19 protein-coding genes are annotated in these 18,149 nt (G+C 72.0%); 12 read left to right on the top strand and 7 right to left on the bottom strand.

The annotated features are described in order from the left end of the window. Positions 1–52 precede the first annotated feature (52 nt). A complete protein-coding gene (locus HF577_RS15610; protein ID WP_169396582.1) occupies positions 53–463 on the bottom strand; it encodes an OsmC family protein in 411 nt (136 codons plus the stop codon). A gap of 218 nt (positions 464–681) precedes the next feature. Between HF577_RS15610 and uvrA the strand changes: the two genes are divergently transcribed. After that, on the top strand, positions 682–3,645 hold the full coding sequence (gene uvrA, locus HF577_RS15605) for an excinuclease ABC subunit UvrA (protein WP_169396581.1): 2,964 nt from the start codon (positions 682–684) through the stop codon (positions 3,643–3,645). Between the two features lie 16 nt (positions 3,646–3,661). Here uvrA and HF577_RS15600 read toward each other — a convergent pair whose 3' ends face one another. After that, entirely contained in the window at positions 3,662–4,756 is a 1,095-nt protein-coding gene (locus tag HF577_RS15600; protein WP_169396580.1) for a class I SAM-dependent methyltransferase, read from the bottom strand. Positions 4,757–4,893: 137 nt separating this feature from the next. On the opposite strand from HF577_RS15600, the gene HF577_RS37505 reads away from it, so the two are divergent. After that, positions 4,894–5,094: a hypothetical protein gene (locus HF577_RS37505; protein ID WP_211174333.1), complete on the top strand. Its 201-nt coding sequence runs from the start codon at positions 4,894–4,896 to the stop codon at positions 5,092–5,094. A 415-nt stretch (positions 5,095–5,509) separates the two neighbouring features. Then, positions 5,510–6,403, top strand: coding sequence for a helix-turn-helix domain-containing protein (locus tag HF577_RS15595; protein WP_169396579.1), 894 nt, complete (start codon positions 5,510–5,512; stop codon positions 6,401–6,403). 18 nt (positions 6,404–6,421) lie between these two features. Here HF577_RS15595 and HF577_RS15590 read toward each other — a convergent pair whose 3' ends face one another. Beyond that, the gene (locus HF577_RS15590) at positions 6,422–6,667 is read right to left on the bottom strand and encodes a DUF397 domain-containing protein (protein ID WP_169396578.1); all 246 of its coding nucleotides are present in this window, start codon (positions 6,665–6,667) and stop codon (positions 6,422–6,424) included. Between the two features lie 293 nt (positions 6,668–6,960). Here HF577_RS15590 and HF577_RS15585 point away from each other — a divergent pair, with 293 nt between their 5' ends. The 7 genes from HF577_RS15585 to pheT all read left to right on the top strand — a co-directional run bounded on the left by HF577_RS15585 (position 6,961) and on the right by pheT (position 13,245). After that, the gene (locus tag HF577_RS15585; protein ID WP_169396577.1) at positions 6,961–7,164 is read left to right on the top strand and encodes a hypothetical protein; all 204 of its coding nucleotides are present in this window, start codon (positions 6,961–6,963) and stop codon (positions 7,162–7,164) included. A 306-nt stretch (positions 7,165–7,470) separates the two neighbouring features. Then, a complete protein-coding gene (gene infC, locus HF577_RS15580; RefSeq protein ID WP_312859158.1) occupies positions 7,471–8,091 on the top strand; it encodes a translation initiation factor IF-3 in 621 nt (206 codons plus the stop codon). A 68-nt stretch (positions 8,092–8,159) separates the two neighbouring features. After that, a complete protein-coding gene (gene rpmI / locus HF577_RS15575; RefSeq protein ID WP_169396575.1) occupies positions 8,160–8,354 on the top strand; it encodes a 50S ribosomal protein L35 in 195 nt (64 codons plus the stop codon). Between the two features lie 57 nt (positions 8,355–8,411). After that, positions 8,412–8,801: a 50S ribosomal protein L20 gene (gene rplT, locus HF577_RS15570; protein ID WP_169396574.1), complete on the top strand. Its 390-nt coding sequence runs from the start codon at positions 8,412–8,414 to the stop codon at positions 8,799–8,801. A gap of 20 nt (positions 8,802–8,821) precedes the next feature. Then, positions 8,822–9,685: a TrmH family RNA methyltransferase gene (locus tag HF577_RS15565; protein ID WP_169396573.1), complete on the top strand. Its 864-nt coding sequence runs from the start codon at positions 8,822–8,824 to the stop codon at positions 9,683–9,685. Continuing rightward, on the top strand, positions 9,678–10,727 hold the full coding sequence (gene pheS, locus HF577_RS15560) for a phenylalanine--tRNA ligase subunit alpha (protein ID WP_169396572.1): 1,050 nt from the start codon (positions 9,678–9,680) through the stop codon (positions 10,725–10,727). The genes HF577_RS15565 and pheS overlap by 8 nt, the downstream gene beginning before the upstream one ends. 25 nt (positions 10,728–10,752) lie before the next feature. Then, positions 10,753–13,245, top strand: a complete 2,493-nt coding sequence (gene pheT / locus HF577_RS15555) for a phenylalanine--tRNA ligase subunit beta (RefSeq protein WP_169396571.1) — start codon at positions 10,753–10,755, stop codon at positions 13,243–13,245. Between the two features lie 10 nt (positions 13,246–13,255). Here pheT and HF577_RS15550 read toward each other — a convergent pair whose 3' ends face one another. Then, positions 13,256–13,840, bottom strand: a complete 585-nt coding sequence (locus HF577_RS15550; RefSeq protein ID WP_169396570.1) for a hypothetical protein — start codon at positions 13,838–13,840, stop codon at positions 13,256–13,258. Positions 13,841–13,886: 46 nt separating this feature from the next. After that, on the bottom strand, positions 13,887–14,516 hold the full coding sequence (locus HF577_RS15545) for a TetR/AcrR family transcriptional regulator (RefSeq protein ID WP_169396569.1): 630 nt from the start codon (positions 14,514–14,516) through the stop codon (positions 13,887–13,889). A gap of 71 nt (positions 14,517–14,587) precedes the next feature. Between HF577_RS15545 and HF577_RS15540 the strand changes: the two genes are divergently transcribed. Beyond that, entirely contained in the window at positions 14,588–15,388 is an 801-nt protein-coding gene (locus HF577_RS15540) for an SDR family NAD(P)-dependent oxidoreductase (RefSeq protein WP_169396568.1), read from the top strand. 15 nt (positions 15,389–15,403) lie between these two features. Here HF577_RS15540 and HF577_RS15535 read toward each other — a convergent pair whose 3' ends face one another. Beyond that, on the bottom strand, positions 15,404–16,453 hold the full coding sequence (locus HF577_RS15535) for an LLM class flavin-dependent oxidoreductase (protein WP_169396567.1): 1,050 nt from the start codon (positions 16,451–16,453) through the stop codon (positions 15,404–15,406). 24 nt (positions 16,454–16,477) lie between these two features. Continuing rightward, the gene (locus HF577_RS15530; RefSeq protein WP_169396566.1) at positions 16,478–17,467 is read right to left on the bottom strand and encodes a helix-turn-helix transcriptional regulator; all 990 of its coding nucleotides are present in this window, start codon (positions 17,465–17,467) and stop codon (positions 16,478–16,480) included. A gap of 95 nt (positions 17,468–17,562) precedes the next feature. Here HF577_RS15530 and HF577_RS15525 point away from each other — a divergent pair, with 95 nt between their 5' ends. Next, entirely contained in the window at positions 17,563–18,126 is a 564-nt protein-coding gene (locus HF577_RS15525) for a DinB family protein (protein WP_169396565.1), read from the top strand. The last annotated feature ends 23 nt before the right edge of the window (positions 18,127–18,149 follow it).

The following is an 18,149-nucleotide window of genomic DNA, read 5'->3' as shown; positions in this document are numbered from 1 at the left end:
TCCTGCCCGCAGAGGGCCTGAAAGTGGCTTTCCTGAACCTGGGGGGCTGCGCTCAGCGCGCCCCGGTCGTCAGCACCGTGCGGATGGTCAGGGCGTCGCGGAGCAGGACGGTGACGGGGGTGCGGTCGACCACCCCGGCCAGCTGCTCGCGCAGGTCCGGGTCGACCTGGGCCTCGACGGTGACCCGCCGGTCCATCATCGGCGGCGAGCCGGGTAGGAACGCGACGTGCACCGTCACCTTGCCGGGGTCGATCCGCCAGAGGTGCAGGAAGGTGCGGACGGACATCGCCGTGCACGCCGACAGCGAGCCGGCGAGCAGCCCCAGCGGGGTGGCACCGGCCGGCTCCGGCTCCGCGTCCAGGGGTATCTCGCAGCTCAGCTCGTACCCGTTGACGTTGACCCCTGCCGACCGGCCGTCGCCGTCGGGAAGATGAGCGGTGGACCAGACGTTGGGCTCTCCCACAGGGCAAGGTTAGTCCGGGCAGCGCCCCGAACCGACCGGTCACACCCGGCTGCCGGCTCTTCGAACGTCTGTGCGATCCTCGTGGTGGCGGTTCGGCTCCCGGGGGCCGCCGCTCGCAGGGCCGCCGGCTGTAGTACGGGTTCTGTCGGTGACCGCGCCTAGCATGGAACGAGGGTCGTGGTCGACCCTTCCACGATCCGGATCCAGGAGGCTCCCCCGTGGCTGACCGCAGCGCAGATGGGCACGCTGCCGAGAGGCACGCCGCCGACGCTCCACGTCTCGTGGTGCGTGGCGCGCGCGAGCACAACCTGCGCGGCGTCGACCTCGACCTGCCGCGCGACAGCCTCGTCGTCTTCACCGGCCTGTCCGGGTCGGGCAAGTCCAGCCTCGCGTTCGACACGATCTTCGCGGAGGGGCAGCGGCGGTACGTCGAGTCGCTGTCGGCCTACGCGCGGCAGTTCCTCGGCCAGATGGACAAGCCCGACGTCGACTTCATCGAGGGGCTCTCACCCGCCGTCTCGATCGACCAGAAGTCCACCAACCGCAACCCGCGGTCCACGGTCGGCACCATCACCGAGGTCTATGACTACCTGCGCCTGCTCTACGCCCGCGCCGGCGTGCCGCACTGCCCCGTCTGCGGGCACGTCATCGAGAAGCAGACACCGCAGCAGATCGTCGACCAGGTGCTCGCGATGGAGGAGGGCAGCCGGTTCCAGGTGCTGGCCCCGGTCGTGCGCACCCGCAAGGGCGAGTTCGTCGACCTGTTCTCCACGCTGCAGACGCAGGGCTACTCGCGCGTGCTCGTCGACGGCACGGTCCACACGCTCACCGATCCGCCCACGCTCAAGAAGCAGGAGAAGCACGACATCTCGGTCGTGGTCGACCGGCTCGCCGTGAAGGAGTCGGCCAAGCAGCGGCTCACCGACTCGGTGGAGACGGCGCTGCGCCTGGCCGACGGGCTCGTCGTGCTCGACTTCGTCGACCTGCCCGACGACGATCCGCACCGCGAGCGCCGGTTCTCCGAGCGGATGGCCTGCCCCAACGGCCACCCGCTGAGCCTCGACGACCTCGAGCCCCGCACGTTCTCCTTCAACTCGCCCTACGGCGCCTGCCCCGAGTGCCACGGCATCGGCATCAAGAAGGAGGTCGACCCGGAGCTCGTCGTGCCCGACCAGGAGGCGAGTCTCGCCGACGGGGCGATCGCACCGTGGTCGGGCGGGCAGTCCGCGGAGTACTTCGGGCGGCTGCTGGAGGGCCTGGCCAAGGCCATCGGGTTCCGGATGGACACCCCGTGGCGCAAGCTGCCCGCCGCGGCGCAGAAGGCCGTGCTCCACGGCAGCGACGACCAGGTGCACATCCGCTACCGCAACCGCTACGGCCGCGAGCGCTCGTACTACGCCAGCTACGAGGGCGTCATCCCGTTCCTGGAGCGGCGGCTCGACCAGACCGAGTCCGACTCGCAGCGCGAGCGCTACGAGGGCTACATGCGCGACGTGCCGTGTCCTGCCTGCAACGGCGCGCGGCTCAAGCCCGAGGTCCTCGCCGTCACCCTCGCCCACCGCGACCGGGGCGAGCGTTCCATCGCCGAGGTCTCGGCGATGTCGGTGGCGGAGTGCTCGGAGTTCCTCGACGGGATGGTGCTCGACGCCCGGCAGGCCATGATCGCCGGGCGGATCCTCAAGGAGGTGCAGGCCCGGCTGGGGTTCCTGCTCGACGTGGGGCTGCACTACTTGTCGCTCGACCGCGCCGCGGGCTCGTTGTCCGGTGGGGAGGCCCAGCGCATCCGGCTGGCCACTCAGATCGGCTCCGGGCTCGTGGGTGTGCTGTACGTGCTCGACGAGCCGTCCATCGGCCTCCACCAGCGTGACAACCGGCGCCTGATCCAGACGCTGGTCCGCCTGCGCGACCTGGGCAACACGCTGATCGTCGTCGAGCACGACGAGGACACCATCCGCGCCTCCGACTGGGCGGTCGACATCGGCCCGGGCGCGGGTGAGCACGGCGGCCACATCGTCTACAGCGGGCCGGTGCCGGGGCTGGAGTCGCATGACACCTCGCTCACCGGGGCCTACCTGTCGGGCAGGCGTTCGATCCCGGTCCCGGAGATCCGGCGCCCGGTCAACAAGAAGCGCCAGCTCACCGTGGTCGGCGCGCGCGAGCACAACCTGCGCGGCATCGACGTCGACATCCCGCTCGGCTGCCTCGTGTCGGTCACCGGGGTGTCCGGGTCGGGCAAGTCCACGCTCATCAACGACATCCTCGCCACGGTGCTGGCCAACAAGCTCAACGGTGCGCGGCAGGTGCCGGGGCGCCACACCCGCATCACCGGGCTCGACGAGCTCGACAAGCTCGTGCGGGTCGACCAGTCGCCGATCGGGCGCACCCCGCGGTCCAACCCGGCCACCTACACCGGCGTGTGGGACCAGGTCCGCAAGCTGTTCGCGGCCACCACCGAGGCGAAGGTGCGCGGCTACCAGCCCGGTCGGTTCTCGTTCAACGTCAAGGGCGGCCGCTGCGAGGCGTGCTCCGGCGACGGCACCATCAAGATCGAGATGAACTTCCTGCCCGACGTCTATGTGCCCTGCGAGGTCTGCAAGGGCGCCCGGTACAACCGCGAGACGCTCGAGGTGCACTACAAGGGCAAGACGGTCGCCGAGGTGCTCGACATGCCGATCGAGGAGGCGGCCGAGTTCTTCGCGCCGATCAACTCCATCGCGCGCTACCTCCGCACGCTGGTCGACGTCGGGCTCGGATACGTGCGGCTGGGGCAGCCGGCCCCCACCCTGTCCGGCGGCGAGGCGCAGCGGGTCAAGCTCGCGTCGGAGCTGCAGAAGCGCTCCAACGGCCGCACGGTCTACATCCTCGACGAGCCCACCACCGGCCTGCACTTCGAGGACATCCGCAAGCTCCTGCTGGTGATCAACGGGCTGGTCGACAAGGGCAACTCGGTGATCGTCATCGAGCACAACCTGGACGTCATCAAGACGTCCGACTGGATCATCGACATGGGCCCGGAGGGCGGCTCCGGCGGCGGCATGGTGGTGGCGCAGGGCACGCCCGAGCAGCTCGCGGCTCACCCCACGAGCTACACCGGCCAGTTCATCACGGGCCTGGTCACGCCGGAGGAGGCGCCGGCCCCACCAGCGCCCGCCCGCCGTCGCAAGGCCGCCGCCGCCAGCTGACCAGGTCTCTACCGGCTCACCTGAGCCGGTAGAAGCGGAAGAAGTCGTCCTCGATCGGGAGGATCTCGATGTCGGCGTAGCCGGCGTCGCGCGCGTACCGGCGCAGGGTGTCGGGGCGCATCACCGTGCCGGTGCCCACCGAGGGTGGGTGGGCCAGCCCGTCGGGCAGGCAGCAGGTGATGCTCCAGCCGTACATCACCTGCTCCACCTCGTCGCCGGGGGCGGTGAACGTCTCGGCCACCCGCTCGTCCACCACCAGCACCACCCCGTCGGGTGCGGCGAGGCGGCGCATCGTCGCGAGCACGCCCACCGGGGCGGGCATGTCGTGGATGCACTCGAACGCGGTCACCAGGTCGTAGCGTCCCTCGGCGGTCGCCGCGTCGGCGCAGTGGAAGCGCACCCGGTCGGCCACCCCGGCCTCGACGGCGTTGCGCCGGGCCTCGGTGACCGACGGTTCGTCCACGTCGTAGCCGTCCACGGTGATGCCGGGGTGGGCCAGGGCCAGACCGATGGACGACCATCCGAAACCGCACCCGACGTCGGCCACGCGGCCGCCGTGGCGCAGCACCTCGTGGATGGCCGGCACCGACGGCAGGTACTCGCGGGGGAGTGCGCCGAGGAACAGCGGCCGGTTGGCAGCGGCCTGTGCCTCGCGGGCGTCGGTGCCGAAGTCGCTCCAGGACACGCCGCCCCCGCTGCGATACGCCCCGACCAGCGCGTCCATGTGCTGTCCGATGCCGGCCACCATCCGGGCCAGTGGTAGGACGTGGTTCGGGCTGAGCACGTCGGTGAGGACCTCGGCGTGGCCGGCCGGCAGCCGGAACCGGCGTTCGTCGGGCGCGGCGCCCGCGTCGTCGACGGTGAGGACCCCGGCCACCGCCTGGTGCTCCAGCCACTCCCGCGCGTACCGCACCGCCGTGCCGGTGCGCGCGGCGAGCTCGGGCGGGGTGAGGGCCTCGACGGCGAGCGCGCGGTAGAAGCCGAGCCGGTCGCCCAGGTAGGCGGCCTGCACGAGCTGGGCCTGGATCACGGCACCGAACAGGCGCTCGCCGAACGTCTCGGCGCTCGGCCCGGCCCCGGTGGCAGTCGCGGTGGCGGTGGGATCGGTCATCACTGCTCCCCGGGGCGGTTGTGACGGTCGTCATAGTCCTGTCGGTAGAAGGCTCCGCCGCCGGGCTCTTGTCGGCAAGCTGTCATGTCTCCAGGTACCGCCGCCCCGACTGATCCCGGGATGATTCCAGACGGTTCGTGATCGTTGTCACGCGCGACGCACCGGAGATCCTCCTCGACAATCCGATATCGCACTTCTCGCGATCATCGACGGTCCGACGGCAATCGCGGCCCGCGACCGGAGATCGTTTCCGTGACAACAAGAAGGACGGCGACGGCGACCGCCGGCTGTTCGAGCAGGTCACCAGGGTGGATCGCGGACGGCTCGGCCGCCCGTGAAACGGCAGGCGGTTCCGGAGTGGCTGCCGCCGGGTTTCTCGCACCCGTGTGACGCAATTCCCGGGCCAGCAAGATCGCGGCGGCGCGAGCGAGACCATCGGGTTCGTGGCAGGCGTGGTCAGCGCGAGTGCGGCGGGTTCGGGCTGATTCCGTTCCCGCACCGAGATCGAGTACATCCTGGACGATCGTCCGCTGGTCGAGCCCGGACCTGCCTGGTTGCGCGCCACCGCCGCCGGCGACGGGCTCATCGAAGGCACCGCATGACCGTGCTGAGGTGCTGTTCGGTTGCGTCGTTTTCCCGTAGCTTGCCCCGTCAGGAGCGCCGGGGACGGCCGGTGCGCCCCGTTCCCTCGCGCCGGCGCGACGGGGCGGGCGACGGCCGGTCCGGGGTCGACCGGTCCACGAGGAGGCGTGAATGTCCGCAGGTGGCTCCGTCGGGGCACCCTCTGCGGCCGAGGAGCACGTCAGGGGGGCCACGGCCCGGCGGATCGTGCTCGGCGCCCAGCTGCGTCGGCTGCGGGAGGCGGCCGGCATCTCGCGGGCGGACGCCGGGTATGCGATCCGTGGCTCGGACTCGAAGGTGTCGCGCCTCGAGCTCGGCCGGGTCGCCTTCAAGGAGCGGGACGTCGCCGACCTGCTGACCCTGTACGGGATCACGGACCCGGGGGAGCGCGAGAGCTACCTCGACATGGTCAAGCAGGCGAACGAGCCGGGCTGGTGGCGCAGGTACAGCGACGTCATGCCCGGCTGGTTCCAGGACCTCGTGGGTCTGGAGGAGTCGGCGGCGCGGATCCAGGCCTACGAGCTGCAGTTCGTGCCGGGGTTGTTGCAGACCGAGGCGTACGCGCGGTCGATCGCCACGCGGGGCCGCCCCGGGTACGCGTCCGAGGAAGCGGAGCGGCGGATCGCGCTGCGCATGCAGCGACAGAAGATCCTCACGGGCGATCGTCCGACGACGCTGTGGGTGATGCTGGACGAGTCCGTGCTGCACCGGCCGATCGGTGGCAGCGCGGTGCTCCGGGAGCAGCTGGAGCGGTTGCTCGAGCTCTCGGAGCTACCCAACATCACCATCCAGGTCATGCCGTACCACCTGAGCGGATACGCCGCCGAAGGCTCGTTCACCCTCCTGCGGTTCGCCGAGCCGGAGCTGCCGGACGTGGTCTACGTCGAACATCTCAGCGGTGCGCTCTACCTCGACCGGCAGGACGAGATCGAGCTGTACGGCAGGGCGATCGACCGCCTGACCGCGGATGCCTCGGCGCCGGAGCAGTCGCGGCAGGTCATCGCAAAGGTGCTTGCGGAGATCTGAGCGGCCGGTCGACTCCGCTCAGGCGGGACGGAACTCGCCGTTCTCCACGCCGCCGAGGAATGCCGACCATTCTGCCCGGGTGAAGACGAGCGCCGGACCGGCGGGATGTCGCGAATTGCGTACCGCGAAATCGCCGGAGTCGAGTACGGCCACCTCGACGCAGTTGCCCGATGCGCCACTCTTGCTGCTCTTGCGCCAGACGGCGCTCTCGAGAAGCCCGTGAAGAAGTACTGCTGAACCGCTGTCGCGATCCGTGTGGGGCACGTCATCATCCTCGCTCTTGCTGAGTCAGTGGCGTCGTCGCACGAACCATAGCAGCGTGCAGATGCACGTGCATTTGCACGGGTAAGGCGTCCTGACCTGGACCGGGCGGTTTTCTTGACAGCTGTCCGACTTTTCACGACTCGCTCTTTCCGGCGTTGTCGCTGGTCAGCAGCGTGGGGGTAGCCGAATGAGAGTTCGAGTGAGGAAAAGAGACGTAGCACACGTCCGTGCGCGGGCACCTGCACGTGCAGGTGCCCCTTGCATCTGCACCGGGCGTTGGGCAGGCTGATCACGTGCAGGGCAACTCGGCAGACGCGCAGGACAACACGTCGAACGCAACCCGCACCCCGAGCAACGTCGGGTCAGGCGGGCGCGGACCGGGCGAATTCGGATACACGGCCGGCGTCGTCAATGGGGTACGCGCGTTCTTCCGGCGCGGCCATCACCGGCTGGGCGACGATCCGCGGCGCCAGTGGTGCATGGCCCGGCACGCCTGATTCCGGGGAGCACCTCGCGGTTGGCGCCCCGCCCCTGAGCCGCGCCGTGCGGCCAGGGCTACGGTCGCGCAGAACTCGGCGTCCCTGCTCGCGGAGCCGTTCGTGGGCTGGTCGGTGCACCACTGGATGAACGGGTGGGCCGCCCGGCCGAAGCCCGTCCGGGGGCTGCTATCCTGCGGAATGCGACCACCCTGTCGCGCGTTGGGACATGGCGTCAGGGCGATCAAGTGGAGCCCCGCTCCCACCCGTCACACCTCACGGTGTCCGGGTCCGGTCCGTCGATGAGCCGCAGGCTCGTCGGCTGTGATCGTCGGGTTCAGGGTCTCCGCTCCGTCGCGCCACACGACGTCGATACGAGGAGACCCCATCAGCACAGAGACGCGCATCAACGACCGCATCCGCGTTCCCGAGGTCCGGCTGGTCGGACCGAACGGGGAACAGGTCGGCATCGTGCGTATCGAGGACGCCCTGCGGCTCGCGCAGGAGGCGGAGCTCGACCTCGTCGAGGTCGCGGCTCAGGCCCGCCCGCCGGTCTGCAAGCTCATGGACTACGGCAAGTTCAAGTACGAGAGCGCGCAGAAGGCCAGGGAGTCCCGCCGTAACCAGCAGCTCACCACGATCAAGGAGCAGAAGCTCCGGCCCAAGATCGACACCCATGACTACGAGACCAAGAAGCGCAACGTTGTGCGCTTCCTCGAGGGTGGCAACAAGGTGAAGGTCACCATCATGTTCCGCGGCCGCGAGCAGTCCCGCCCCGAGCTGGGGTTCCGGCTGCTGCAGCGACTCGCCGAGGACGTGGCGGAGCTGGGCACGGTCGAGGCTGCGCCCAAGCAGGACGGCCGCAACATGACGATGGTGATCGCTCCGAACAAGAAGCCGGCAGCCCGCCCGCGCCCCGCCACCCCGGCGGACGCGCAGCAGGCCTGACGGCCGCAACGCCAGCACGACAAATCTGACGCCCCCGCACCGGGGCGTCACCGGTGAACGGAACTGTCATGCCCAAGAACAAGACGCACAGTGGGATGTCCAAGCGGGTCAAGGTGACCGGCGGCGGCAAGCTCATGCGTCAGCAGGCCGGCCTGCGGCACCGCCTCGAGGTCAAGTCGAGCAAGGAGACCCGCGACCTCTCCGGCGTCGTGCCCGTGAACAAGGCCGACGTCAAGCGCGTCAAGAAGATGCTCGGCCGCTGACAGCGCAGCTCCACTGCTGACCCCTCCCGCCTGACCGAGAGACGTAAGGACACCCCCATGGCACGCGTGAAGCGCGCGGTCAACGCTCAGAAGAAGCGTCGCACCACCCTTGAGCTGGCGAGCGGCTACCGCGGGCAGCGCTCGCGGCTGTACCGCAAGGCGAAGGAGCAGATGCTCCACTCGCTGAACTACGCCTACCGCGACCGTCGTGCCAAGAAGGGCGACTTCCGGCAGCTGTGGATCACCCGCATCAACGCCGCGGCCCGCGCCAACGGCATGACCTACAACCGCTTCATCCAGGGCCTCAAGGCCTCGGGTGTCGAGGTCGACCGCAAGATCCTGTCGGAGCTCGCCATCAGCGACCCGGCTGCGTTCACCGCGCTCGTCGAGGTGGCCAAGGCCAACGTGCCGGCCCAGGCCGGCGCGCAGGACGGGACCGCGGCCTGAGCCGTCCGTCCGGCGCGATCGTGCCCGTACCGCCCGGAACCGAACGCACGCCGCGCGTCGTCGCAGCCCGCAAGCTGCTTCGCCGCGCCGGCCGCGATCGGGCCGGGCGGTTTCTCGTGGAGGGAGCGCAGGCCGTCCGCGAGGCCGTGCAGTGGGCGGGCCCGCGGTCCGGCCGGATGCACGAGCTGTTCGTCACCGACGCCGCGGCGGTCCGGCATCCCGAGCTGGTCACGGCGGCGGCGGACGTCGGCGCCCGGATCAGTCCGGTCACCGAGCGCGCCGCCGAGTCGCTGTCCGACACCGTCACCCCGCAGGGACTGGTGGCCGTGTGCGATCTGCTCGACATCCCGGTCGCCGACGCGCTGGCGGGCCGCCCCGCGCTGGTGGCGGTGTGTGCCGGTATCGCCGACCCGGGCAACGCCGGCACCGTCATCCGGGTGGCCGACGCCGCCGGTGCCGGTGCGGTCCTGCTCGCGGGCGAGACCGTCGACCCGCACAACGGCAAGGCGGTGCGGGCGTCCACGGGCAGCGTCTTCCACCTCCCGCTGGCCCGCGACCGTGACACCGGCACCGTGCTGGACGCCTGCCGCGCGGCCGGCCTCACGCTGCTCGCCGCCGACGCCCACGGCGAGCTGGACCTGCACGACCCCGCCGCCGACGCGGTGCTCGCCGGCCCCGTCGCGTGGATATTCGGTGGCGAGGCACACGGCGTTCCGGCCACCGTGGCGGAGCGGGCCGACCACCGCGTCCGGGTCCCCATCCACGGGCGGGCGGAGAGCCTCAACCTGGCCACGGCCGCGGCGGTGTGCCTGTACGCGAGCGTGGCGGCACAGCGGCGACAGGGCCACGGCGGGGCGACACTAGGATCGAGTCACCATGACTGAGAGCACGGACGTGATGAGCCAGCTGCACCCGGAGTCGCTGGACGCTGCGGTCGCCGCGGCGGTCCAGGCTTTCGCGGGGGCATCCGACCTGGCCGCGCTCGCCGCCGTCAAGCCCGCCCACCTGGGCGACCGCGCTCCGCTGCTGCTGGCGCGCCGCGAGCTCGGCTCGCTGCCCGGGCCCGAGCGGGCCGAGGCCGGCAAGCGGGTCAACGCCGCCCGCCAGCGGGCGCAGGAGGCGTTCGACGCCCGCCGGGAGGTGCTGGTCGCCGAGCGTGACGAGCGCGTGCTCGTCGAGGAGACGATCGACGTCACGCTGCCGTGGGACCGCACGCCGCGCGGCGCGCGCCACCCGGTCACGCAGATCTCCGAGCGCATCGCCGACGTGTTCGTCGGCATGGGCTGGGAGGTGGCGGAGGGTCCCGAGGTCGAGTCGTCGTGGCTGAACTTCGACGCGCTGAACTTCGGCAAGGACCACCCGGCCCGCACCATGCAGGACACGTTCTACCTGGGTGACTCCGAGACCTCGGGCACCGTGCTGCGCACCCACACGTCGCCGGTGCAGGCCAGGGCCCTGCTGGAGCGCGACCTGCCCGTCTACGTGGTGTGCCCGGGGCGGACGTTCCGCACCGACGCGCTCGACACCACCCACACGCCGGTGTTCCACCAGGTCGAGGGCCTCGCCGTCGACAAGGGCATCACGATGGCGCACCTCAAGGGCACCCTCGACGCGTTCGCCCGCGCGATGTTCGGTGCCGCGTCCCGCACGCGGCTGCGCACGTCGTTCTTCCCCTTCACCGAGCCGTCCGCCGAGGTGGACGTGTGGTTCCCGGAGAAGAAGGGCGGCGCCGGCTGGGTCGAGTGGGGCGGCTGCGGCATGGTCAACCCCAACGTCCTGCGTGCCTGCGGGGTCGACCCCGACGTCTACTCGGGCTTCGCGTTCGGCATGGGCCTGGAGCGCACGCTGATGTTCCGCAACGGCATCCCCGACATGCGCGACATGGTCGAGGGTGACGTCCGGTTCAGCCGCGCGTTCGGCATCTAGCATCTGATCCCCCAGGAGCAATCCCGTGCGCGTTTCCCAGTCCTGGCTCGCCGAGCTGCTCGGTGACGTCCCACCCGCCGACGAGACGGCCGAGGCGTTCGTCCGGGTCGGTCTCGAGATCGAGGACGTCCACCGGGCGCCGGAGCTGACCGGCCCGCTGGTCGTCGGCCGGGTGCTCGAGTTCGAGGTGCTGACCGGGCTGAAGAAGCCGATCCGCTGGTGCCAGGTCGAGGTGGGCGAGGCGCAGCCGCGCGGCATCATCTGCGGCGCGAGCAACTTCGCCGCCGGCGACCTCGTCGTGGTCGCGCTGCCGGGCGCCGTGCTGCCCGGCGGGTTCGCGATCTCGGCCCGCAAGACCTACGGGCACGTCTCCGACGGCATGATCGCCTCGGCGCGGGAGCTCGGCATCGGCGCCGACCACGCCGGCATCCTGGTGCTGCCGCCGGACACCGCCGAACCCGGCGAGGACGCCCGGCCGTTGCTCGGCCTCTCGCCCGACGCCCCTGACGCGGTCATCGAGCTGAACGTCACGCCGGATCGCGGCTACTGCTTCTCGGTGCGTGGGCTGGCCCGCGAGCTCGCCTGCTCCCTGGACGCCGACTACGCCGACCCGGCCATGCGGGTCACGGTGCCGCCGGCGATCGGCGACGCCTGGCCGGTCGAGCTGGCCGACTCCGGGTGCCCCCGGTTCGTCGCGCGCCGGGTGAACGGGGTCGACCCCACCGCGCCGTCGCCCTGGTGGATGCAGCGGCGCCTGCTGGCCGCCGGCATGCGCCCGATCTCGTTGATCGTCGACGTCACGAACTACGTGATGATCGAGCTCGGCCAGCCGCTGCACGCCTACGACGCCTCGTGCCTGTCGGGCCCGATCGTGGTGCGCCGGGCGGAGGCGGGGGAGAAGCTGCGCACGCTCGACGACGTCGAGCGCACCCTGGACCCCGACGACCTGCTGATCACCGACGACTCCGGCCCGATCGGCCTGGCCGGGGTGATGGGTGGGGCGTCCACGGAGATCTCCGGAGCCAACGAGCACGGCCGGATCGACGTCCTCATCGAGGCCGCGCACTTCGACCCTGCGGTGATCGCGCGGGTCGCGCGGCGGCACAAGCTGCCCAGCGAGGCGTCGAGGCGCTTCGAGCGCACGGTCGACCCGCAGCTGCCGCCGGTGGCGGCCGAGCGCGCGGCGCAACTGCTCGTCGAGCACGGCCGGGCCGCGGTCGCTCGTGGTCGCACCGACGTGGGCGCGGCGCCGCAGCCCGCCCCCGTCGAGATGCCGCTGGAGCTGCCCGACCGGGTCGCGGGTGTCGCCTACCCGCCCGGGGCCACCGTGCGCAGGCTCGCCCAGGTCGGCTGTGCGGTGGAGCTCGTCACCGGTGACGACGGGCGCGGCCACGTCGTGGCCACGCCGCCGTCGTGGCGGCCCGACCTCGGGCAGCCCGCCGACCTCGTGGAGGAGGTGCTGCGGCTGGAGGGGCTCGACGTGATTCCCTCGGTGCTGCCGTCCGCACCCGGTGGGCGCGGGCTGACCCCTGCCCAGCAGCGCCGTCGCGCGGTGTCACGTGCGCTGGCCGAGGCCGGGTACGTCGAGGTGCTGCCGTTCCCGTTCGTCGATCCGACGGTCTGGGACGCCTTCGGCCTGGCCGCCGACGACCCGCGCCGCCGGACGGTGCACGTGCTCAACCCCCTCGACGCCGAGCGCGCCGAGCTCGCCGGCACGCTGCTGCCCGGCCTGCTCGACACCCTGGTGCGCAACCGCTCCCGCGGCGCCACCGATCTCGCGCTCTACCACATCGGCCAGGTCGTCCTGCCGCACGCGAAGCCGCTGCCGATGCCCGATCCCGCCGTCGACGGCCGCCCGTCCGACGCCGAGCTCGCGCAGATCGAGGCCGCCCTGCCGGCTCAGCCCGTCCACGTCTCGGCGGTGCTCGCCGGCGACCGGGAGGCGCGCGGCTGGTGGGGGCCGGGCCGCTCGGCGAGCTGGGCGGACGCCGTGCAGGCCGGGCTGCTGGTCGGCCAGGCCGCCGGGGTGGAGCTGCGCGTCACCGCGGCGACGCACCCGCCGTTCCACCCGGGCCGGTGCGCCGCCCTGCGCGTGGGCGACTGGATCGTCGGGCACGCCGGCGAGCTGCACCCGAAGGTCGTCGAGGTGCTCGGGCTGCCCGAGCGCACCTGCGCGATGGAGCTCGACCTCGACCTCATCCCGCTGGACGACCGGCGCCCTGCGCCTCGGGTGTCGCCGTACCCGCCGATCGCGGTGGACGTCGCACTCGTGGCCGACGCCTCCGTGCCCGCCGCCGAGCTGGCCGAGGCGCTGAGCGCCGGCGGTGGCGAGCTGCTGGAGGAGGTCCGGCTCTTCGACGTCTACACCGGTGAGCAGGTCGGGGCGGGGCGCCGGTCGCTGGCGTTCACCCTCCGGTTCCGTGCTCCCGACCGGACGTTGACCAGCGAGGAGGCCAACGCCGCACGCGACTCCGCCGTGGCCGTGGCCGCCGAGCGGTACGCAGCCAGCCAGCGCTGACCTCCTGGTCTCACACGGGGAGCCGGGAGAGAGCGGCGGCCGCCGCCGCGCGCCAGGCGTCGTCGGAGGGCACGCGGCCGTCGACGAGGATGGTCACGAGGTAGCGCGGGCTCGCGAGCTGCAGCGTCGGCCCGGTGGCGGTGTCGATCACGGCCGCGGCCTCGCCGACGCCGGGCAGGTCGCGGCGACCGGCCGGCCCGGCGCGGACGTAGTCGGCAGGCGTGCCCGACCGCACCGCGTAGACGTTGATCATCGCGACCGGTTCCGTGCCGGTGGTGGCCACGCAGCTGGAGCTGCGCGACCCGTCGCCCCGCTCGACCGAGCCCTGCGCGGGCGGCCGCACCGCCGTTCCGACCAGGTCGCCGAACTCCGCGGCGTTGAGCAGGCACTCGTCGTCGAGCACGTCGACGTCGAGCCCGCTGCGCGGACCGGTGGGCGTGGTCGGCACCGGCTGTGGCGGCGGGGCGGCTCCCGGCGGCGGGGCGGCCTCGCCGGCGGGCGGTGCGGCCACACCGTTGCCCGACACCACCGTGGTGCAGCCCGCGGCCGTGACCGCAAGGACGACCGCCACCGCTCCGAGCCACGCGCGCCGCACCGGGCGACGGTAACCGGAGGGCCCGCCACCGCGGGGCGGTTCGGAACTATTCGACCGCCCCGCCGCTCTCCGCCCTGCCGCGATCGGCCGGCTCGTCCGGATCCGGGGCGATGGCCGCCCCGAACACCTCCTCCAGCCGCCGGGTCAGGTCCGCAGGCTCCATGGCGGCCAGCGCCGTCGTCCCGACCACCTTGCGCAACAGCCAGACGCCGGCGATGAGCGAGAGCAGCAGCTCGGAGCGCTCGTCCGGCCTCGGCCCGGGGAGCAACGCGGCAAGGCGACGCCCGGCATACCTCTCGATACCGGCACGGACGATCTCGTTGGCGCGCGGGTTGGAGGCCGACCGCAGCATCAGCAGGAAGGGGTCGAGGTGCTCCGCCTCGGGCGTCGTCCGGGCGGTGAGCGTCTCGGCGACGCGGTGGGCGAGCGTGGCGGAGTCCTCCGGGACGATCGTCGGCGGTGCGAGTACGACGTCCACCACCTCGCGGAACAGCTGTTCCTTCGAGCCGAAGTAGCGGTTGACCAGCATCGCGGTCACACCGGCCGCCTGTGCGATCTCCCGCACGCCTGCGCCGTCGTAGCCGGATCGCGTGAACGCGACGACGGCCGACTCCAGGATCGCCGCTTTCGTGGCCGCGGCGTTGCGGGGGCGCTCGGCAGGAGGGTCGAGAGTCACGTCTACGAGTGTAGACTTTGCTGCTCCCACAGGTCTACGGTCGTAGACAAGGAGTCGGGACGGAGTGACTGATGGATGTGCAGCTGACGGGCCGACGGGCGCTGGTCACCGGGTCGAGCGCGGGACTGGGGGAGGCGACCGCCAGGATGCTGGCCGCCGAGGGCGCCGATGTCGTGGTGCACGGCCGCGACGAGGCCCGGGTGACGGCGGTGGTCGACGCAATCCGGACGAGTGGTGGTCGCGCCGACGTCGCCATCGGCGATCTCGTCACCGACGACGGGGCCGATGCGGTCGTCGCCCAGGCGCTGGCCGGCGGTCCGGTCGACATCCTCGTCAACAACGCGGGGTCCTACGACTACCTGTCATGGGCGGAGGCGACGCCTGCGGTGTGGGCGACGACCTACGAGGTGAACGTGATCTCCGGGGTCCGGCTGATCCAGCGGTTGGTGCCACTCATGCGCGAACGCGGCTGGGGTCGGGTGATCCAGATCGGCGGCGGGCTGGCGATCCAGCCGATGGCCGTCCAGCCGCACTACAACGCGACGCTGGCCGCCCGGCACAACCTTGCGGTCTCCCTCGCGCGGGAGCTCGCGGGCTCGGGCGTGACGTCCAACGTCGTGGCGCCGGGAGTGATCCTGACCGACGCGGTCCGCGACCTCCTGGTCGACATCGCCCCTGCGCACGAATGGGGGGAGTCGTTCGAGGAGATCGAGCGGCACGCGGCGACCGAGTGGGTGCCCAACGACGTGGGCCGGTTCGGTCGCCCGGAGGAGATCGCCGCCGCCGTGGTGTACCTGGCCTCCCCGTTCGCCGCCTACGTGAGCGGCGCGACGCTTCGGGTCGACGGCGGAACGATCCGCTCGGTGCACTAGCCGGCGCGGAGGCTGTCAGGAGGTGACGGCCGCCGTCGCGCCCTCGCGGCGCGCCACCTCGGCCCGCACCAGCGGTGCGACCTCGGTGCCGAACAGCTCGATGGCCCGCAGCACGTCCCGATGCGGGACGCTGCCGATCGCGAACTGGATGAGTGTGCGGTGGTGCCCGAACAGCTCGTGCTGGAAGAGGATCTTCTCAGCCACCTGCTCGGGCGAGCCCACCACGTACGCGCCGCGCAGGGCGACCTGCGCGTCGAACGCGGCGCGGTTCGTCGGGCCCCAGCCGCGCTCGCGCCCGATCCGGTTCATCACCTCGGAGTGGGCCGGGTAGTAGATGTCACCGGCCGCCTGCGAGGTGTCGGCGACGAAGCCGTGGAGGTTGAGGCTGAACGGCAGGGCGGAGTGGTCGGTGCGCCGCAGCGCCTCGCGGTACAGGTCGGCCAGTGGGACGAACCGCTCCGGCTCGCCGCCGATGATCGCCAGCGCCAGCGGCAGTCCGAGCGCTCCGGCGCGGACGACCGACTGCGGGTTGCCCCCGACGGCCACCCACACGGGCAACGGGTTCTGCACCGGACGCGGGTACACCGGCTGGTCGTGCAGCGGGGGCCGAAGGCGCCCGGACCAGGTGACGCGCTCGGCGCCGCGCAGCGCCAGCAGCAGGTCGAGCTTCTCCGCGAACAGCTCGTCGTAGTCGGCGAGGTCGTAGCCGAACAGCGGGAACGACTCGGTGAACGACCCGCGCCCGGCCATGATCTCGGCCCGGCCGCCGGAGAGCAGGTCGAGCGTGGAGTACTGCTGGAACACCCGCACCGGGTCGTCGGAGCTCAGCACGGTGACGGCGCTGGTGAGCCGGATCCGGGAGCTGTGCTCGGCCCCGGCCGCCAGGATCATCGCCGGTGCCGACGCGGCGTAGTCACGGCGGTGGTGCTCGCCGATCCCGAAGACGTCGAGGCCCACCTCGTCCGCGAGCGTGATCTCCTCGACCACCTCACGCACCCGTTGCGCAGGCCCCACGCCGTTCGGGTCGAGGCTGACGTCGGCGAAGGTGTGCACTCCGAGTTCCACGCCCGGCCCAACCTGATCGACGGATCACGCATTCCCGACATGGCCGGCCGCGCCGCGGCCCGCGGCCCGGTCGAACGTCCCTGCCCAGCGGCGGAGATGGTCGAGCAGCTCGGGCGGTGACTGCACGGTGAACTCCGCGCCGAGCGAGCCGAGCGCCATCGCCGGCCAGTCCAGCGAGTCCGTGCGCATCCGCACCACGCACCGGTGCTCGTCGGCCTCCTCGACCGTGGCCCACCGGCCGATGTGTCGCCGGACGGTCCCCGCCGGGGCGTCGACCAGCACCTCGACGGCGTACGAGGCCGGAAGCTGCCCCATCCTCTCCTGGATGAACGTGGCGGCATCCTCGGCGGGAAGCTCGCGGGCGCGGAACCGGGTGCCCGTGCTGCGGGGCCGGTCGAGCCGGTCGAGGCGGAAGCTGCGCCAGTCGTGCCGGACGAGGTCGTAGGCGACGAGGTACCAGCGGCGCCCCAGCGGGACGAGGCGCAACGGCTCCACGTGGCGTTCGGTGCGCTCGCCGCTCGACGCGGTGTAGCCGAACTCGAGCCGTTCGGTGTCGCGGCAGGCCTGGGCGAGGACGGTGAGGTCCCCGGGGTCGACGGTCGAGCCGGCCGCACCGCCCCAGGTGGCGGGAACCGTCATCGCACGCAGGGCCTCCACCCGTCGTCGCAGCCGGGGTGGCATCACCTGCACCACCTTGGCGAGAGCGCGGACCGACGACTCCGCGACTCCCGAGACCCCGCTCTGCACGGCGGTCTGCAGTCCGACGGCGAGGGCCACGGCCTCCTCGTCGTCGAGGACCAGCGGTGGGAGCGCCGCTCCCGGGGCGAGCTGGTAGCCGCCGTCGACGCCGCGGTTGGCCTCCACCGGGTAACCGAGCTCGCGCAGCCGGTCGATGTCACGGCGCAGGGTGCGGACGGACACCTCGAGCCGGTCCGCCAGCTCCGTGCCCGGCCAGTACCGGTGGGTCTGCAGGAGTGAGAGCAGCCGAAGCATCCGGGAGCTCGTGTTCGCCATGTCCCCCAGTCTCCCGGCAATTCAGGCCAGAAAGTGGCACCAATGGTTCGTACCGTACTTCACGACGGACCGACCGACCCGAAGGCGGAGAGACGATGACGACGAGCACGACGAGCAACACGAGCACCGCGGGGGCGACCGTGACGGGTGAGCGCGCGGACCTGCTGGAGGCGTTGGCGACCCAGCGCCGGTTCCTGCGCCACACCGTGGCGGGCCTCACCGATGAGCAGGCCCGGCTGCGCACCACGGCCAGCGAGCTCTGCCTGGGTGGCCTGGTGAAGCACGTCACCGGGGTCGAGCGCGGGTGGGCCGACTTCATCCTCGACGGGCCGTCCGCCACGGGCGGTGGCTGGGAGGGCGGCGAGCCGCCGCAGGAGGTGATCGACGCGCACGTGGCCACGTTCCAGCTGCTCCCCGACGAGACCCTCGCCGGCGTGCTCGCCGAGTACGAGCAGGTGGCGCGGCGCACCGACGAACTGGTGGCCACCCTCCCCGACCTGGACGCCTCCCACCCGCTGCCCGAAGCGCCGTGGTTCGAGAAGGGCAAGCGCTGGTCGTTCCGGCGCGTGCTCCAGCACATCGTCGCCGAGACCGCCCAGCACTCCGGGCACGCCGACATCATCCGAGAGTCCCTGGACGGCCAGAAGACGATGGGGTGAGGGCTCCGAACTGCGGCGTCCGT

This window comes from Pseudonocardia xinjiangensis (assembly GCF_012911925.1).
GTDB classification, from domain to species: domain Bacteria; phylum Actinomycetota; class Actinomycetes; order Mycobacteriales; family Pseudonocardiaceae; genus Pseudonocardia; species Pseudonocardia xinjiangensis.
Note: the sequence above shows the minus strand (reverse complement) of the source record. Positions and strands in the feature narration are given on the sequence as shown.